The sequence below is a fragment of the Kitasatospora sp. HUAS MG31 genome (assembly GCF_040571325.1).
Lineage (GTDB): Bacteria > Actinomycetota > Actinomycetes > Streptomycetales > Streptomycetaceae > Kitasatospora > Kitasatospora camelliae.
In genome coordinates this window covers 749,624-761,653 of the sequence record NZ_CP159872.1, presented here as the reverse complement: position 1 = coordinate 761,653, position 12,030 = coordinate 749,624, and the positions used below count along the sequence as shown (strand labels likewise).

Genomic DNA, 12,030 nt, shown 5'->3' with positions numbered 1-12,030 from the left:
GGCTCAGCCTTCCTGATCGGCCGGGGTGTTCACCGGGCCGTCGGCCCACTCCACCCCGAGGATCTGCAGTTCACGGCCGCTCAGCAGCTCGACCCGGGCACCGCCGCACTGCGGGCAGCCCAGGTCCGGTGGCATGCCGACGGCCCACTCGACGGTGCACGGGGTGCACCGGGCGCGCGCGGCCACCGGCTCGGCGACCAGCTCGGCGCCGGACACCACCGTTCCGGTGCAGGCGAGTTCGAAGCAGAAGTCGAGGGCGTCGGGCACCACCCCGGCCAGCTCGCCGACCTGGATCCGCACCGTCCGCACCCCCCGCGCCCCGTGGACGCGCGCCGCCTGGGCCACCTGGTCCACGACCGCGGCCGCGATCGACATCTCGTGCATCGGCCTCGTTTTCCGGCAGTCGGGCGCTCGGCCGGCCCGGCGGGACGGCGCGCTCCATTACAGGGCGCGGCGGCGGCGACGGCCCGAAGCCGCGCCGCCGCCGCGCCCATGGCTTAAGCCATTCGCAGCAGCGCGCCCCTCACATCCGCAGGATGCGCAGGTAACGCCTGAGGTCCGGCAGGGTCTGCCAGACGACGGCGGCGAACAGCGCCCCGAGGGCTCCGCCGAACAGGACCTTCAGCATGGTGACGCCTCTCTCTCCACCGGGCGGGCCTTCGCCCGCTCCTCCTCCTGCTCCTCGCGCAGGACGCGCAGGATCACCCCCACCGCCTCGTCGACCGCCGCCTGAACCGGCGCGCTCAGGCCCATCCCCTCCTCCAGGGACGCGGGCTCGCAGCCGACCACCAGCACCCGCCCGGGCGGGGTGCCGTCCGTGCCGGCGCTCAGCGTCCCCAGCAGGGCGAGCACCGCGTCCGGACCCATCCGGTGCCCGTCCAGCAGGGCCGCCTCCGCCGCCTCCACCGGCCCGGCCGCGGCCTCGATCAGGTACACCGTCCCGGGTTCGCCGCCGCGCTGCGTGGCGTCCACCAGCACCAGGGTCCGGTACCCGTCGAGGAGTTGGTACGCCAGGTGGACGCCGCGGACCCCGAAGTCCACCACCTCCACCCCGGCCGGCAACTCCGCCGCCGATGCCGACAGCCGCCGGACCGCCTCCACGCCGAACCCGTCGTCGCCGAGGAACACGTTGCCGACCCCGGCGACGAGCACCCGACCGGGCGTCCCGGCGGCGGCCCCACCGGCCCCGTTCACGCCTCCTCCAGCAGGGCGACCTCGTCCGGCTGGAAGTACCGGAAGCGGCCCTGGGCCCGCCACAGGTCCGCGCCCGGGTCGTCCTCCACCGTCACCGCCAAGTGCACCGAACCGTCCACGTCGTGCAGCACCGCCTCCACCAGGGCCGTCCGCCCGTGCAGGAACAGGTCCTGCGCGTCGGTACGGCGCCGGCCCGGCTTGAGCAGCACCCGGCTGCCCGCGGCGACCGGACGGCCGTCCACCAGCACGCTGTCCAGGTCCGGGTCCACCGAGCGGTCCGCGGCCGGGTTCCACCAGGGGGTCTGCGGGCTCAGCGGCTCGGCGGCCGCCGCCGGATCGGTGACCTCGCGCAGCGACCGGACGGCGCCGTGCAGCCGCTCCAGCACCTCCGCCGGCATCGAGTCGGCCAGGTCGATCACCGCCCCGGCCCGCTCGTCGGTGCCCCGGGCCTCGCGCTTCTCACGGTCGGTCAGGGCCGCCGTGCGCAGCGCCAGGATCTCGTCGATCTCGGTGGCGTCGTACAGCGCCCCCGGACTCTCCGGGGCCACGTGCGGATGGTCCTCCAGGATGATCGGCGAGGACAGCACCACGTCGCTGCTGCCGGGCGGGCCCGCCAGCACCGGCCAGGTGTGCTCGTTGTGGCAGCCGGCCGCCGCCGCCCTGGCCCACTCCGGCGGGTCGACCGAGGACAGGAACCCGCCGCGGTCCAGTCCCAGCAGCAGGTGCGCGGAGACCAGCGAGCGCGGCAGCGCCTGGTCCCGCCCGTCGCCGGCCCGCGGCGTCCAGTCGGAGGTGTTCTCCACCACCGCCGTCAGCCGCAGCGCCGCGTACGGGCCGGCGAGGTCGGCCGTGGACAGCCGCAGCACCCCGTCCACCTCCTCGCAGCGCCGCAGCATCCGGCCCACCAGCCGGTCGCCGTCGTACACCGGCTCCTCGTCGTCCTCGGCCGGCAGCAGGAAGGGGTACGTCACGCCCGCGGCCAGGTCCGCCACCGGGACGGTCAGGCTCACCCGCTCCTCGACGCCCTCGTCCCAGGGGACCAGCACCCGGTCGGCCAGGTCCAGCTCGTCCACGGTGGCGAACCCGCCGTGCGCGTCGGCCTGCTGGACGGTCCGCCGCTGTGCCCGCAGGAACCGCAGCTCCAGGGAGAGTTCGGCCCCCTCGCGGGGTTCCATCAGGCACTCGGTGCGCTGGTGCGCGTGCTCGCCGCGGTCCCGGCCGAACGCCGGCGGCACCAGCACCCCGAACTGCCAGCGCAGCCGGTTCTTGGCCGCCGAGGCCCGGTACGGGTAGAGCACGTACCCCTCGAACAGGACCGCGTCGGCGATCTGCCGGGCGGCTGCGAACCGGGTGTCCGCGCGCTCGGTGAGGTCGGTCATGGCACTGCCTCCCCAGCCGTGGCCAGCGCCGCCGGGGCTCCGGCGGCGTCCAGGAGCTCCCGGACCGTGGCCTCCCAGGTGGGGAGGGCGCGGCGGGAGCGGTAGGCGAGCAGCGCGTCCATCAGGTCGGCGGGCAGCCGCAGCCAGCCGCAGCCCGGGAAGTGCTGCTCGATCATGTCCTGCCAGACCCCGACCGGCAGCGCCACCGAGGTCTCCCTGTCCCAGGCCACCGGCGCGACCTGGAAGCCGCCGGGGCCGGTGAACGCCGTGCCGGAGAACAGCAGCAGCAGCGGCGCCTGCCCGTCCTCCAGGGCCCGCAGGTAGCGGCCGGCGGCGAGGTCCAGGTCGTAGCTGCAGGGCACCACCAGGTCGGCCTCGGTCTCCCCGGTGAAGCCGGGGACCATCAGCGACACCTGGGCGAACTGGATCGGGTTGAGCGTGCCCGACCAGCGCGAGCGCTCGCCGAACAGGTCGACCAGCCGGCCGCCCTCGGCCTCGCTGTAGCCGCGCCGGGCCGGCTCGATCCGCAGCTGGCAGCGGAGCGCCAGCGCGTGCACCCGCTCGCCGGCCGCGGCGGTGATCCGCAGCCGGAACACCAGGGTCGGCCCGGCCGCGTACGGATCGGCCCGGACGCCGGTGCAGGCGAAGGACAGTCCGCTCACGCCCGCACCTCCTCGCGGACCGGCCGGGACCGCTCGGCGACCCGGGCGAAGAAGGCGTCCAGCTCGGCGCGGGCCTCGGAGCCGCCGTCGAAGCCGTGCCAGCGCAGCCGCATCCGGCCCACCAGCTCGTAGCAGACGTCGATCGGCACCAGGTGGCAGTCGATCCGGCCGGCCTCGCGCCGCAGCAGCAGCGCCTCCACGTCCGGCTCCAGCAGCCCGGCCAGCCGGGTGCCGGCCAGCGCCTCGGCCCAGACGGCCTCGTCCACCTCGCTCTCGGTGGCCCCGGCCGGGCTCGGGTAGAGCGCCACCAGCCGCTCCAGCACCGCGTTGCGGAACAGGAACACCGTGCTGACCGGGATCCGCAGCGCCGTCCAGGCCGCCTCGTCCAGGGCGTGCCCCGGGTCGGTCAGGTACCGGGCGGGCACCCCGCGGTAGCGGCCGCCGGCCGCGCCCGGCTGCTCGAACAGCAGCGCGCAGGCGGTGCAGGTGCAGGTCAGCGCCCGCTCCTCGGTGTCCACCAGGTGCCGGTGCTCGTGCGGGAGTTCGCGGCCGCAGAACTCGCAGCGCTCCGGCTGCGGGGGAGCGGGCTCGCGCAGCCGGCGCAGCAGCGCCGTGCCCGGCCGGGCGGTGCCGCGGGCGCTCATCGGACCTCCGCCACGGCCGGGCGGACACCGATCTGCAGCAGCGCCGGCGCCTTGGCCAGCTCCACCTCGGACACCTCCGGCGCGAAGCAGCCGAGGGAGTCCTCGATCGCCTCCCGCGCGGCCTGCTCGCCGCCGCCGCAGCCGCAGGACCCGCCGCCCAACGCCCGGCGCAGCCGCAGCCGCCCGGTCGCCGGCTCGAACCCCAGCACCTCGGCCGGGTACGCCGGGACGGCCGCCAGCGCCCGGTCGATCCGCACGCCGACCGGCTCGGGGTGCAGGTCGTGCAGCGCCAGCAGCCCGGCCGCGGCCGGGTCGGCGAGCAGCGGCTCCAGCGCCCGCGCCGGCAGCAGCTCGACGATCCGGGCCAACCCCTCGCCGTAGAACGCCATCAGCTCGCGGACCAGCTCCTCGGCCGCCCGGGCCGAGGTCTCGTCCTCGCCCGCCAGCCGGTCCAGCACCGCCTGCAGCCGTACCCCGGTCTGCTCGGCGCTCATCCGCCCAGCCCGCTCAGCCCGGTGGGGACGTGCATCTTCTGGACGGTCTTCCCGCCGCCGACGTACATGTGCACGCCGCAGGGCAGGCACGGGTCGAAGCTGCGCACCGCGCGCATGATGTCGATGCCCTTGAAGTTCTCCGGGGAGTTCTCCTCGAAGATCGGGGTGTTCTGCACCGCGTCCTCGTACGGGCCGGGGGTGCCGTAGCTGTCCCGGACGCTGGCGTTCCACGGGGTCGGCGGGTACGGGTGGTAGTTGGCGATCTTGCCGTCGCGGATCACCATGTGGTGCGAGAGGACGCCGCGGACCGCCTCGGTGAAGCCGCAGCCGATCGACTCGTCCGGCACCTCGAACTTCTCCCAGGTCTGGGTGCGTCCGGCGCGGACCTCCTCCAGCGCCTTCTCGGCGAAGTGCAGGGCCGCGGCGGCCGCGTACGCCTGGAAGTAGGTGCGGGCGCGGTTGCGCTCGATGGCGTTGCTCCACTGCGGGATCTTCCACTCGAAGCTGACCTCGGGCTTGGTCATCGAGCGGGGCAGGTTGATCTGGACGCTGTGGCCGGTGGCCTTGATGTAGCCGATGTCGACCAGCCCGGACAGCGCGGTGGACCACAGCCGGGCGATCGGGCCGCCGCCGGTGTCCAGCGCGAGGTGGTCCTTGCCGTCGAACCAGCGCGGGGACATCACCCAGCTGTACTTGTCGTCGAAGTTCCGCTTCTGCGGCTGCGGGATGGTGTGCTGGTTCCACGGGTGCCGCGGGTCGACCGGGTTGCCCAGCGGGTCGTGGGTGACGAAGAGCCCCTGCCCCTCCCAGTCCTGGTAGTAGGAGCTGCCGAGCAGGATCCGGATGCCCAGGTTGATCTGGGTGAGGTCGTTGGTCACCAGCTTGCCGTCCACCACAACGCCCGGGGTGACGAACATCTTCCGTCCCCAGTCCGTCATGTTGCGGTAGGTGAAGTCGCAGTGGTCGGGGTCGTTGAGGCTGCCCCAGCAGCCGAGCAGCACCCGGCGGCGGCCGACCTCCTCGTACCCGGGCATCGCCTGGTAGAAGAAGTCGAAGAGGTCGTCGTGGAGCGGCACGACCTTCTTCATGAACTCCACGTACCGCATCAGCCGGGTCAGGTAGTCGGTGAACAGCTGCACCGAGGCCACCGTGCCGACGCCGCCCGGGTAGAGCGTGGAGGGGTGCACGTGGCGGCCCTCCATCAGGCAGAACATCTCGCGGGTGTAGCGGCTGACCTGGAGCGCCTCGCGGTAGAACTCGCCCTCGATGGGGTTGAGCGAGCGCATGATGTCGGCGATGGTCCGGTACCCGTGGTCGGCGGCGTGCGGCGCCTCGGTGCGCTCGGCCTGCTCCAGCACGCCCGGGTTGGTCTCGCGGACCATCTTCTCGCAGTAGTCGACCCCGACCAGGTTCTCCTGGAAGATGTTGTGGTCGAACATGTACTCGGCGGCCTCGCCGAGGTTGATGATCCACTCGCCCAGGTGCGGCGGCTTCACGCCGTAGGCCATGTTCTGCGTGTAGACCGAGCAGGTGGCGTGGTTGTCGCCGCAGATGCCGCAGATCCGGCTGGTGATGAAGTGCGCGTCGCGCGGGTCCTTGCCGCGCATGAAGACGCTGTAGCCGCGGAAGACCGAGGAGGTGCTGTAGCACTCCGCGACCTTCTTCTGCTTGAAGTCGATCTTCGTGTGGATGCCCAGGCTGCCCACGATCCGGGTGATCGGGTCCCAGGACATCTCCACCAGGCCGCTTCCGTCGCCGGCCGCCTTCGTCGTCGGTGTCGCCATCGTGTGTGTCGTGCCCTTCTGAGGTGCGGGATCGGGGTGGGCGGGCCGAGGGCCGCACGCCGGCGGCGTGCGGCCCCGGGGCTCACCTGGGCGGCCGGTAACCGGTCGTCAGCCGGCGCCCGGTGTGGCGCCACTTGGGTTCCTTGTCCACCGTGTGCAGGGTGAGCGCGCGCAGCCGGCGGATCGCACTGCCGTACGCCGAGCTGGCGGAGGCCGAGACGTGCGAGCCGGGTGGCGGGTCCATGAACGGCATGAACTTGTCGGGGAAGCCGGGCATCGTGCAGGCGATGCAGACGCCGCCGACGTTCGGGCAGCCGCCGACGCCGTTGATCCAGCCCCGCTTGGGGACGTTGCACTTGACGACAGGACCCCAGCAGCCCAGCTTCACCAGGCACTCGGGGGTGCCGTACTCGGTGGCGAACTGGCCCTGCTCGTAGTAGCCGCCGCGGTCGCACCCCTCGTGCACGGTGGCGCCGAACAACCAGGTCGGGCGGAGCTTGTCGTCCAGCGGGATCATCGGCGCCGAACCCGCCAGCTGGTACAGCAGGTAGGTGAGGGTCTCGGCGAAGTTGTCCGGCTGGATGGGACAGCCGGGCACGCAGACCACCGGCAGGCCGGCCTTGGACTTCCAGTCCCAGCCCAGGTAGTCCGGGACGCCCATGGCGCCGGTCGGGTTGCCCGCCATGGCGTGGATGCCGCCGTAGGTGGCGCAGGTGCCGATGGCCACCACGGCGGTGGCCTTCGGGGCCAGCCGGTCCAGCCACTCGCTGGTGGTGACGGGCTGTCCGGTCGCGGGGTCGTCGCCGAACCCGCACCAGTAGCCCTCCTCCTTGATCTTCTCGTTCGGGATGGAGCCCTCGACGACCAGCACGAACGGTTCGAGCTCGCCGCGGTCGGCCTTGAAGAACCACTCGACGAAGTTGTCGGCGCCCTGGACGGGCCCGCACTCGAAGTCGATCAGCGGCCAGTGGACGGCGACCTTCGGCAGTCCGGGGAGGGCGCCGGTGACGATCTCCTCGATGCTGGGCTGCATCGCGGCGGTCAGCGAGACCGAGTCGCCGTCACAGCTCAGTCCGGCGTTGATCCACAGAATGTGGACCGGCGGCGACTCCTCGCCGCCCGTGGGTCCGCCTGCGGCGGCGGTGGTTGTTGCAGCACCCATGAGGATGCCTCCTCGAAAACGGGACGAGACCGCTCGGAACGGACTCCTCTGATTCGTAGCAGCCCGGCGCCCGACGCGACCGCCGGGAGGTCCGAACCGGGGAACGGGCGGCCCGGGACGTCCCGGGTCGGGCCCGCTCAGTCGGCCAGCTGGGCCGGGCGTCCGGAGAGCGGCTCCTTGCGCACGAACGCCCGGCGCAGCGCGTGGTAGGGCTCCCGGGGGTCGAAGAACGTCCGGTGCATCCGGGCCAGCTCGTCCGCCCGGTACGCGTCCAGCGGCTTGGCGCCCTCGTCCCGCTCCCGTGCGGCCTTCTTCTCGGCGATCCGCTCGCCCAGCCGCGGCGAGGCCGCCAGCAGCCGGGCGAACCGGGCGGTCTCCTCGTCGAACCGGGACGGCGGGACGGCCAGCACCCGGTCCACCAGGCCGATCCGGCGCGCCGACGCACAGCTGACCGGCAGTGCCGAGCCGGTCAGCCGGGCCGCCGCGGCCTCGCCCACCCGGCGCGGCAGGCTGTACGTCCAGTACTCCGACCCGTACAGGCCCATCAGTCGGTAGTGCGGGTTGAGCAGCACGCCCTGACGGCACCACACCTCGTCGGCGGCCAGGGCGAGCATGGTGCCGCCGGCCGCCGCGTTGCCGCCGAGGGCGGCCACCACCAGGCGGTCGGTGCTGGTGAGCACCTGGCCGACCAGGTCGTCCATGGCGATGATGTTCGACCAGGACTCCTCGGCCGGGTCCGGCGCCGCCTCGATCAGGTTGAGGTGGATGCCGTTGGAGAAGAAGTCCCGGCCGCCGCCCAGCACCAGCACCGAGGTCGGCCGGGTGCAGGCGTGCCGGTACGCGGCCAGCAGCCGCCGGCAGTGCTCGGTGCCCATCGCGCCGGACGGGAAGGCGAACCGGAGGAAGCCGACCTCGCCGTCCTCCCGGTAGGAGATGTCGCTCCAGGTCCGCCGGGCGGCCGGCAGCGCCAGCGGGACCGGCGCCTCCGGCAGCCGGGGCCCCTCGGGCAGGTGGGCGGCCAGGGCCGCGGCCGCCGGCAGCTTGAAGGTCGCCGGCCCGCCCGGGGTGCGGCGCGGCCGCAGCTCGGGGATCCACACCGCGCCGTCCACGGTCGCCCGGCAGACCGCGCCGGCCCGGGTGGCCAGCAGCTCGCCCGGCTCGCCACGCAGCTCGTCCTCCGGGTGGCCGCCGTGCAGGAAGAACTCCCGGCCCAGCAGCTCGTCCAGCACCCCCGGCCGGGAGTCCGCCGCCCGCAGGCTGCGCAGCACCCGCTCGGTGGTGTCGCGCCGCCAGTCGATCCGGCGCACCGCCTGATCCAGGTACGGCCGGGTGCGGCCGGTCGGCCGCCAGCGCGGGCCGTGCTGCGGCTGGGGACGCACGTCCCCGCCGACGAACCGGTCCACCGCCACCAGCAGCGCCGCCACCGCCGCGTCGGAGACCTCGCCCCGGTACAGCCCGCTCTTGCCCGCCGGGGGCAACTCGCACTCCGCGTGCGCCCAGACCGGGCCGGCGTCCATCTCCTCCTCGGCCTGCAGCACGGTCACGCCCCAGCGGGTGGCGCCCTCGTGGACCGCCCAGTCCAGCGCGGACGGGCCGCGGTCGCCGGGCGGGCCCGGGTGCAGCACCAGACAGGTGTGCGCCGACCAGACGGACCGCGGGACGGCGCTGCGCAGCATCGGGGCCACGATCAGGTCGGGCCGGCCGGAGCGGATCGCCGCCAGCAGGGAGGCCTCGGCGGTCCCGAGGTGGACGTCGAGCGTGTGGCCACGGTCCCGCAGCTCGGCGAAGACCCGCTGGCTCAGACTGTTGAACGCGCTCGCGATCAGCAGGATACGCATCGTCACCTCCGTGCCCGGGGCGGCAGGACCGCCGCACCCGGCCTCCTGAGATGCTGGCGCATCAATCCGGGCAAACGGCGCAAAACCGCCCAAGGCGTCACCCGGGCGGCCCTCGCTCCGACGGCCCCTCCCGGGGCCCGCTCCTATGGTGGACGGGTGAACAGCTCCCCGGAACCCGCCGCCGGTCCCACCCCCGGATCGGGCTCCCGCCGGCTCCACCGGCCGTCCCACACGGACTACGGCGGCGCCGTCTACGGCTCGCTGCTCGCCGCCTCGGTGGTGGCCACGGCGGGCAGCACCGGGGGGTTCCCGCGGCTGCAGCTCGCGGTGATGCTGGTGGTCACCGGGCTGGTGTTCTGGGCCGCCCACGTGTACGCCCACCTGGCCGGAAACCGGCAGATCGGGCAGCAGCTGAACCGGCGGGAGGTCCGGTACGTCGCCGCGCACGAGTGGTCCATCGTCGAGGCCTCGCTGTTCCCCGCCCTCGCGGTGGTGGTCAGCCCGCTGCTCGGACTCGGCCTGGAGGGCGCCACCTGGCTGGCCCTGTCGGTGGCCGTGGCGCAGCAGGTGACCTGGGCGCTGATCGGGGCGGTCAAGTCGGGGGCCAGCCGGGGGCAGGCGGCGACGGAGGGATTGGTGAACCTGGTGCTGGGGCTGGTGATCATCGCCGCCAAGGCCGCACTGCACCACTGAACGGACGGCGCGGCCGTCGTGGGTTCTCTCAATGCCGGGCCGCGTCGCGGAGGGCGATGGCGATGCCCGCCTCGAAGATGCCGAGGACCAGCAGCCAGAGACCGAGCAGGCGGGCCAGGGCGATGGCGGACTCGACCGGGTAGGCGAGGACCACCACGCCGGCCACGATCCCCAGCAGGCCGAAGAAGATCGCCAGCCCGCGCCCCGGGAGGTCCCGGTGGGAGACCGCCACGAACACGGTCACCACCCCGGAGATCAGCCAGTACAGCCCGACGATCAGGGCGATGAACCCCACCGCCTGCAACTGGTGCCGCAGGCACAGCACACCCGCCACGATCGCCAGCAGCGCCAGGATCACGTACAGGATCCGGCTGCCGAGGTGGGCGTCGTCGTGGGTGAAGGCGGTGACGAAGCGGGCCACGCCCGCCACCAGCAGTTGCAGGCCGATGATGATCCCGACCACCTGCACGGTCTCCTCGGGCCAGCTCAGCATGATCACGCCGGCCACCAGGGTGAGCAGGCCGAAGCCGAGCGGCCACAGCCAGGAGCGTCCGAGGCCCGTGAGCAGGTCCTGCGGGTCCGTCGGTCCGGTCGGAGGTCGGAGCGGGGGTCCGGTCGGAGTGGTCATGCGAGGCCTCCTCGACGAGGGCGGCGGGGTGGGTCAGTCGGGCAGCTGCCGGAGTTCGGTCACCCGGAGGCCGAGCGACTGGAAGCGGGCCAGCAGGCCGTACAGGTGCGCGTCGTCGACGATCCGCCCGAGCAGCAGGGTCTGCCGGGCGACGACGAAGCTCTCCAGCTCGGGGAAGGCCCCCTTGAGCAGCGTCTCCGACATCGTCCCGGCGACACGGATCTCGTAGCGCATGAGCAGGCACCTCGGACCGCGGGTTTCGGCAACCGCCTGGTCGCCATCCTGCGCACCGGCGGGCCCCGGGGCATCACCCGACCGGGGTGAGGGGTCCGCCGGCGCCGTCACGGCCGCTCCCGGCCCTTGCGCTCCAGGCCCCGCTGCATCGCCGCCACCACGATCCGGGCCGCCACGCCGATCAGCAGCAGGTCCCCGACCATCTGGCCCATCGTCAGTACGCGCGCCACCTCGGTCTTGGCCGTGATGTCACCGAAGCCCACCGTGCTGAACACGGTGACCGTGAAGTACAGCGCGTCCGTGCGCGACAGCGGCTCGCTGAAGCTGCCCGGGTCGGTCCGCTCCATCAGGAAGTACACCGTCGAGAACAGCAGCAGGAAGAGCGTCGCCGTCGAGCTGAGCGCCTCCGCCGCACGCAGCCGGGGGTGATCGGACAGCATGATCGCCCGAGTCTGCCAGACCAGCAGCAGGATGACGCCGACCAGCCCGAGACCCAGCCCGACGAAGGTCAGCGGGGTGAACGGCCGGTCGATCGGCAGCAGGTAGTACCCGGTCAGCAGGCCGGCCGTGGTCAGCAGGGCGCGGAGGGTCGCCAGCAACCCCGCACGCCGGGTGCGGCGGACCCCCGACGCTCTGTCCCCCGGAGACCTCCACCGCACGCGCAGCCTCCCGACGCCGTCGAACCGGTCCCGATCGATCCCGATCGATCCCGGTGGATCCCGACCACCGTCCCGCCGGTCCCCGTGGCCGGGGATCACCCGGAGCGAGTGATCCCCGGCCGCCGGCCGCCGGGCTACGTTCGCGGCATCCGGCCCAACCGACCAAGGAGCCGACGTGAGCGACGAATTCAACGACATCGGCCCGATCGACTACCTCGTGGTCGAGTTCCCGGGCAGCAAGATGACCGGCGAGGGCCTGCCGATCCTGCTCGACCTGGTCGACCGCGGCATCATCCGCATCCTCGACCTGACCTTCGTCAAGAAGGAGCTGGACGGCTCGGTGGTCGGCATCGAACTCGCCGACCTGACCGGCGACGGGGAGCTCGACCTCGCCGTCTTCGAGGGCGCCTCCTCCGGCCTGCTCGACGACGACGACCTGGCCGAGGTCGCCGCCGTCCTGGAACCCGGCAACTCGGCCGGCATCATCCTGTACGAGAACCTCTGGGCCGCGCCGTTCGCCTCCGCGCTGCGCCGCGGCGGCGCCCAGGTGGTGGCCAGCGGCCGCATCCCGGTCCAGGACGTCATCGCCGCCCTGGAGGCGATCGAGACCGAGGCCGGCTGACGACCGGCCGCCCGGGGAACGGGCCCGCCCGGCAGGA

At 73.5% G+C, this 12,030-nt stretch carries 15 protein-coding genes; 2 read left to right on the top strand and 13 right to left on the bottom strand.

The features are described 5' to 3' along the window. Nucleotides 1–3: 3 nt before the first annotated feature. The 10 genes from hypA to ABWK59_RS03620 form a co-directional block, all read right to left on the bottom strand. A complete protein-coding gene (hypA, locus tag ABWK59_RS03660) occupies nt 4–384 on the bottom strand; it encodes a hydrogenase maturation nickel metallochaperone HypA (RefSeq protein ID WP_354637839.1) in 381 nt (126 codons plus the stop codon). Between the two features lie 139 nt (nt 385–523). Then, nucleotides 524–628 carry a DUF6893 family small protein gene (locus ABWK59_RS36580; RefSeq protein ID WP_420492725.1) on the bottom strand — a complete coding sequence of 35 codons (105 nt, stop codon included), beginning with the start codon at nt 626–628 and terminating at the stop codon, nt 524–526. Then, nucleotides 622–1,194, bottom strand: coding sequence for a hydrogenase maturation protease (locus ABWK59_RS03655; protein ID WP_354637838.1), 573 nt, complete (start codon nt 1,192–1,194; stop codon nt 622–624). Before ABWK59_RS03655 ends, ABWK59_RS36580 begins: the two co-directional genes overlap by 7 nt. Beyond that, on the bottom strand, nt 1,191–2,573 hold the full coding sequence (locus tag ABWK59_RS03650; protein WP_354637837.1) for a hypothetical protein: 1,383 nt from the start codon (nt 2,571–2,573) through the stop codon (nt 1,191–1,193). Before ABWK59_RS03650 ends, ABWK59_RS03655 begins: the two co-directional genes overlap by 4 nt. Beyond that, nucleotides 2,570–3,235 carry a DUF6084 family protein gene (locus tag ABWK59_RS03645; protein WP_354637836.1) on the bottom strand — a complete coding sequence of 222 codons (666 nt, stop codon included), beginning with the start codon at nt 3,233–3,235 and terminating at the stop codon, nt 2,570–2,572. The genes ABWK59_RS03650 and ABWK59_RS03645 overlap by 4 nt, the downstream gene beginning before the upstream one ends. Then, a complete protein-coding gene (locus tag ABWK59_RS03640; RefSeq protein ID WP_354637835.1) occupies nt 3,232–3,879 on the bottom strand; it encodes a DUF5947 family protein in 648 nt (215 codons plus the stop codon). Before ABWK59_RS03640 ends, ABWK59_RS03645 begins: the two co-directional genes overlap by 4 nt. Then, nucleotides 3,876–4,373, bottom strand: coding sequence for a hypothetical protein (locus tag ABWK59_RS03635; RefSeq protein ID WP_354637834.1), 498 nt, complete (start codon nt 4,371–4,373; stop codon nt 3,876–3,878). The genes ABWK59_RS03640 and ABWK59_RS03635 overlap by 4 nt, the downstream gene beginning before the upstream one ends. Then, nucleotides 4,370–6,157, bottom strand: coding sequence for a nickel-dependent hydrogenase large subunit (locus tag ABWK59_RS03630; protein ID WP_354637833.1), 1,788 nt, complete (start codon nt 6,155–6,157; stop codon nt 4,370–4,372). The genes ABWK59_RS03635 and ABWK59_RS03630 overlap by 4 nt, the downstream gene beginning before the upstream one ends. Nucleotides 6,158–6,239: 82 nt before the next feature. Beyond that, nucleotides 6,240–7,319: a hydrogenase expression protein HypE gene (locus ABWK59_RS03625; RefSeq protein WP_354637832.1), complete on the bottom strand. Its 1,080-nt coding sequence runs from the start codon at nt 7,317–7,319 to the stop codon at nt 6,240–6,242. A 137-nt stretch (nt 7,320–7,456) separates the two neighbouring features. Next, a complete protein-coding gene (locus ABWK59_RS03620; protein WP_354637831.1) occupies nt 7,457–9,157 on the bottom strand; it encodes an enoyl-CoA hydratase-related protein in 1,701 nt (566 codons plus the stop codon). Between the two features lie 156 nt (nt 9,158–9,313). On the opposite strand from ABWK59_RS03620, the gene ABWK59_RS03615 reads away from it, so the two are divergent. Continuing rightward, on the top strand, nt 9,314–9,850 hold the full coding sequence (locus ABWK59_RS03615) for a hypothetical protein (RefSeq protein WP_354637830.1): 537 nt from the start codon (nt 9,314–9,316) through the stop codon (nt 9,848–9,850). A gap of 28 nt (nt 9,851–9,878) precedes the next feature. Here ABWK59_RS03615 and ABWK59_RS03610 read toward each other — a convergent pair whose 3' ends face one another. The 3 genes from ABWK59_RS03610 to ABWK59_RS03600 all read right to left on the bottom strand — a co-directional run bounded on the left by ABWK59_RS03610 (nt 9,879) and on the right by ABWK59_RS03600 (nt 11,311). Further along, nucleotides 9,879–10,478 (bottom strand): HdeD family acid-resistance protein, encoded by a 600-nt coding sequence (locus tag ABWK59_RS03610; protein ID WP_354637829.1) that lies wholly within the window; start codon nt 10,476–10,478, stop codon nt 9,879–9,881. 33 nt (nt 10,479–10,511) lie between these two features. Then, nucleotides 10,512–10,712 (bottom strand): hypothetical protein, encoded by a 201-nt coding sequence (locus ABWK59_RS03605; RefSeq protein ID WP_354637828.1) that lies wholly within the window; start codon nt 10,710–10,712, stop codon nt 10,512–10,514. 107 nt (nt 10,713–10,819) lie between these two features. Continuing rightward, nucleotides 10,820–11,311, bottom strand: a complete 492-nt coding sequence (locus ABWK59_RS03600) for a potassium channel family protein (protein WP_354637827.1) — start codon at nt 11,309–11,311, stop codon at nt 10,820–10,822. 235 nt (nt 11,312–11,546) lie between these two features. Between ABWK59_RS03600 and ABWK59_RS03595 the strand changes: the two genes are divergently transcribed. After that, nucleotides 11,547–11,993 (top strand): DUF6325 family protein, encoded by a 447-nt coding sequence (locus ABWK59_RS03595; RefSeq protein ID WP_354637826.1) that lies wholly within the window; start codon nt 11,547–11,549, stop codon nt 11,991–11,993. Nucleotides 11,994–12,030: the final 37 nt, after the last annotated feature.

Bases quoted from the DNA above. Each gene is read 5' to 3' on its own strand.
- hypA (WP_354637839.1), bottom strand. From the start codon at position 384: ATGCACGAGATGTCGATCGCGGCCGCGGTCGTGGACCAGGTGGCCCAG.
- ABWK59_RS36580 (WP_420492725.1), bottom strand. From the start codon at position 628: ATGCTGAAGGTCCTGTTCGGCGGAGCCCTCGGGGCGCTGTTCGCCGCC.
- ABWK59_RS03650 (WP_354637837.1), bottom strand. From the start codon at position 2,573: ATGACCGACCTCACCGAGCGCGCGGACACCCGGTTCGCAGCCGCCCGG.
- ABWK59_RS03640 (WP_354637835.1), bottom strand. From the start codon at position 3,879: ATGAGCGCCCGCGGCACCGCCCGGCCGGGCACGGCGCTGCTGCGCCGG.
- ABWK59_RS03635 (WP_354637834.1), bottom strand. From the start codon at position 4,373: ATGAGCGCCGAGCAGACCGGGGTACGGCTGCAGGCGGTGCTGGACCGG.
- ABWK59_RS03630 (WP_354637833.1), bottom strand. From the start codon at position 6,157: ATGGCGACACCGACGACGAAGGCGGCCGGCGACGGAAGCGGCCTGGTG.
- ABWK59_RS03625 (WP_354637832.1), bottom strand. From the start codon at position 7,319: ATGGGTGCTGCAACAACCACCGCCGCCGCAGGCGGACCCACGGGCGGC.
- ABWK59_RS03620 (WP_354637831.1), bottom strand. From the start codon at position 9,157: ATGCGTATCCTGCTGATCGCGAGCGCGTTCAACAGTCTGAGCCAGCGG.
- ABWK59_RS03610 (WP_354637829.1), bottom strand. From the start codon at position 10,478: ATGACCACTCCGACCGGACCCCCGCTCCGACCTCCGACCGGACCGACG.
- ABWK59_RS03605 (WP_354637828.1), bottom strand. From the start codon at position 10,712: ATGCGCTACGAGATCCGTGTCGCCGGGACGATGTCGGAGACGCTGCTC.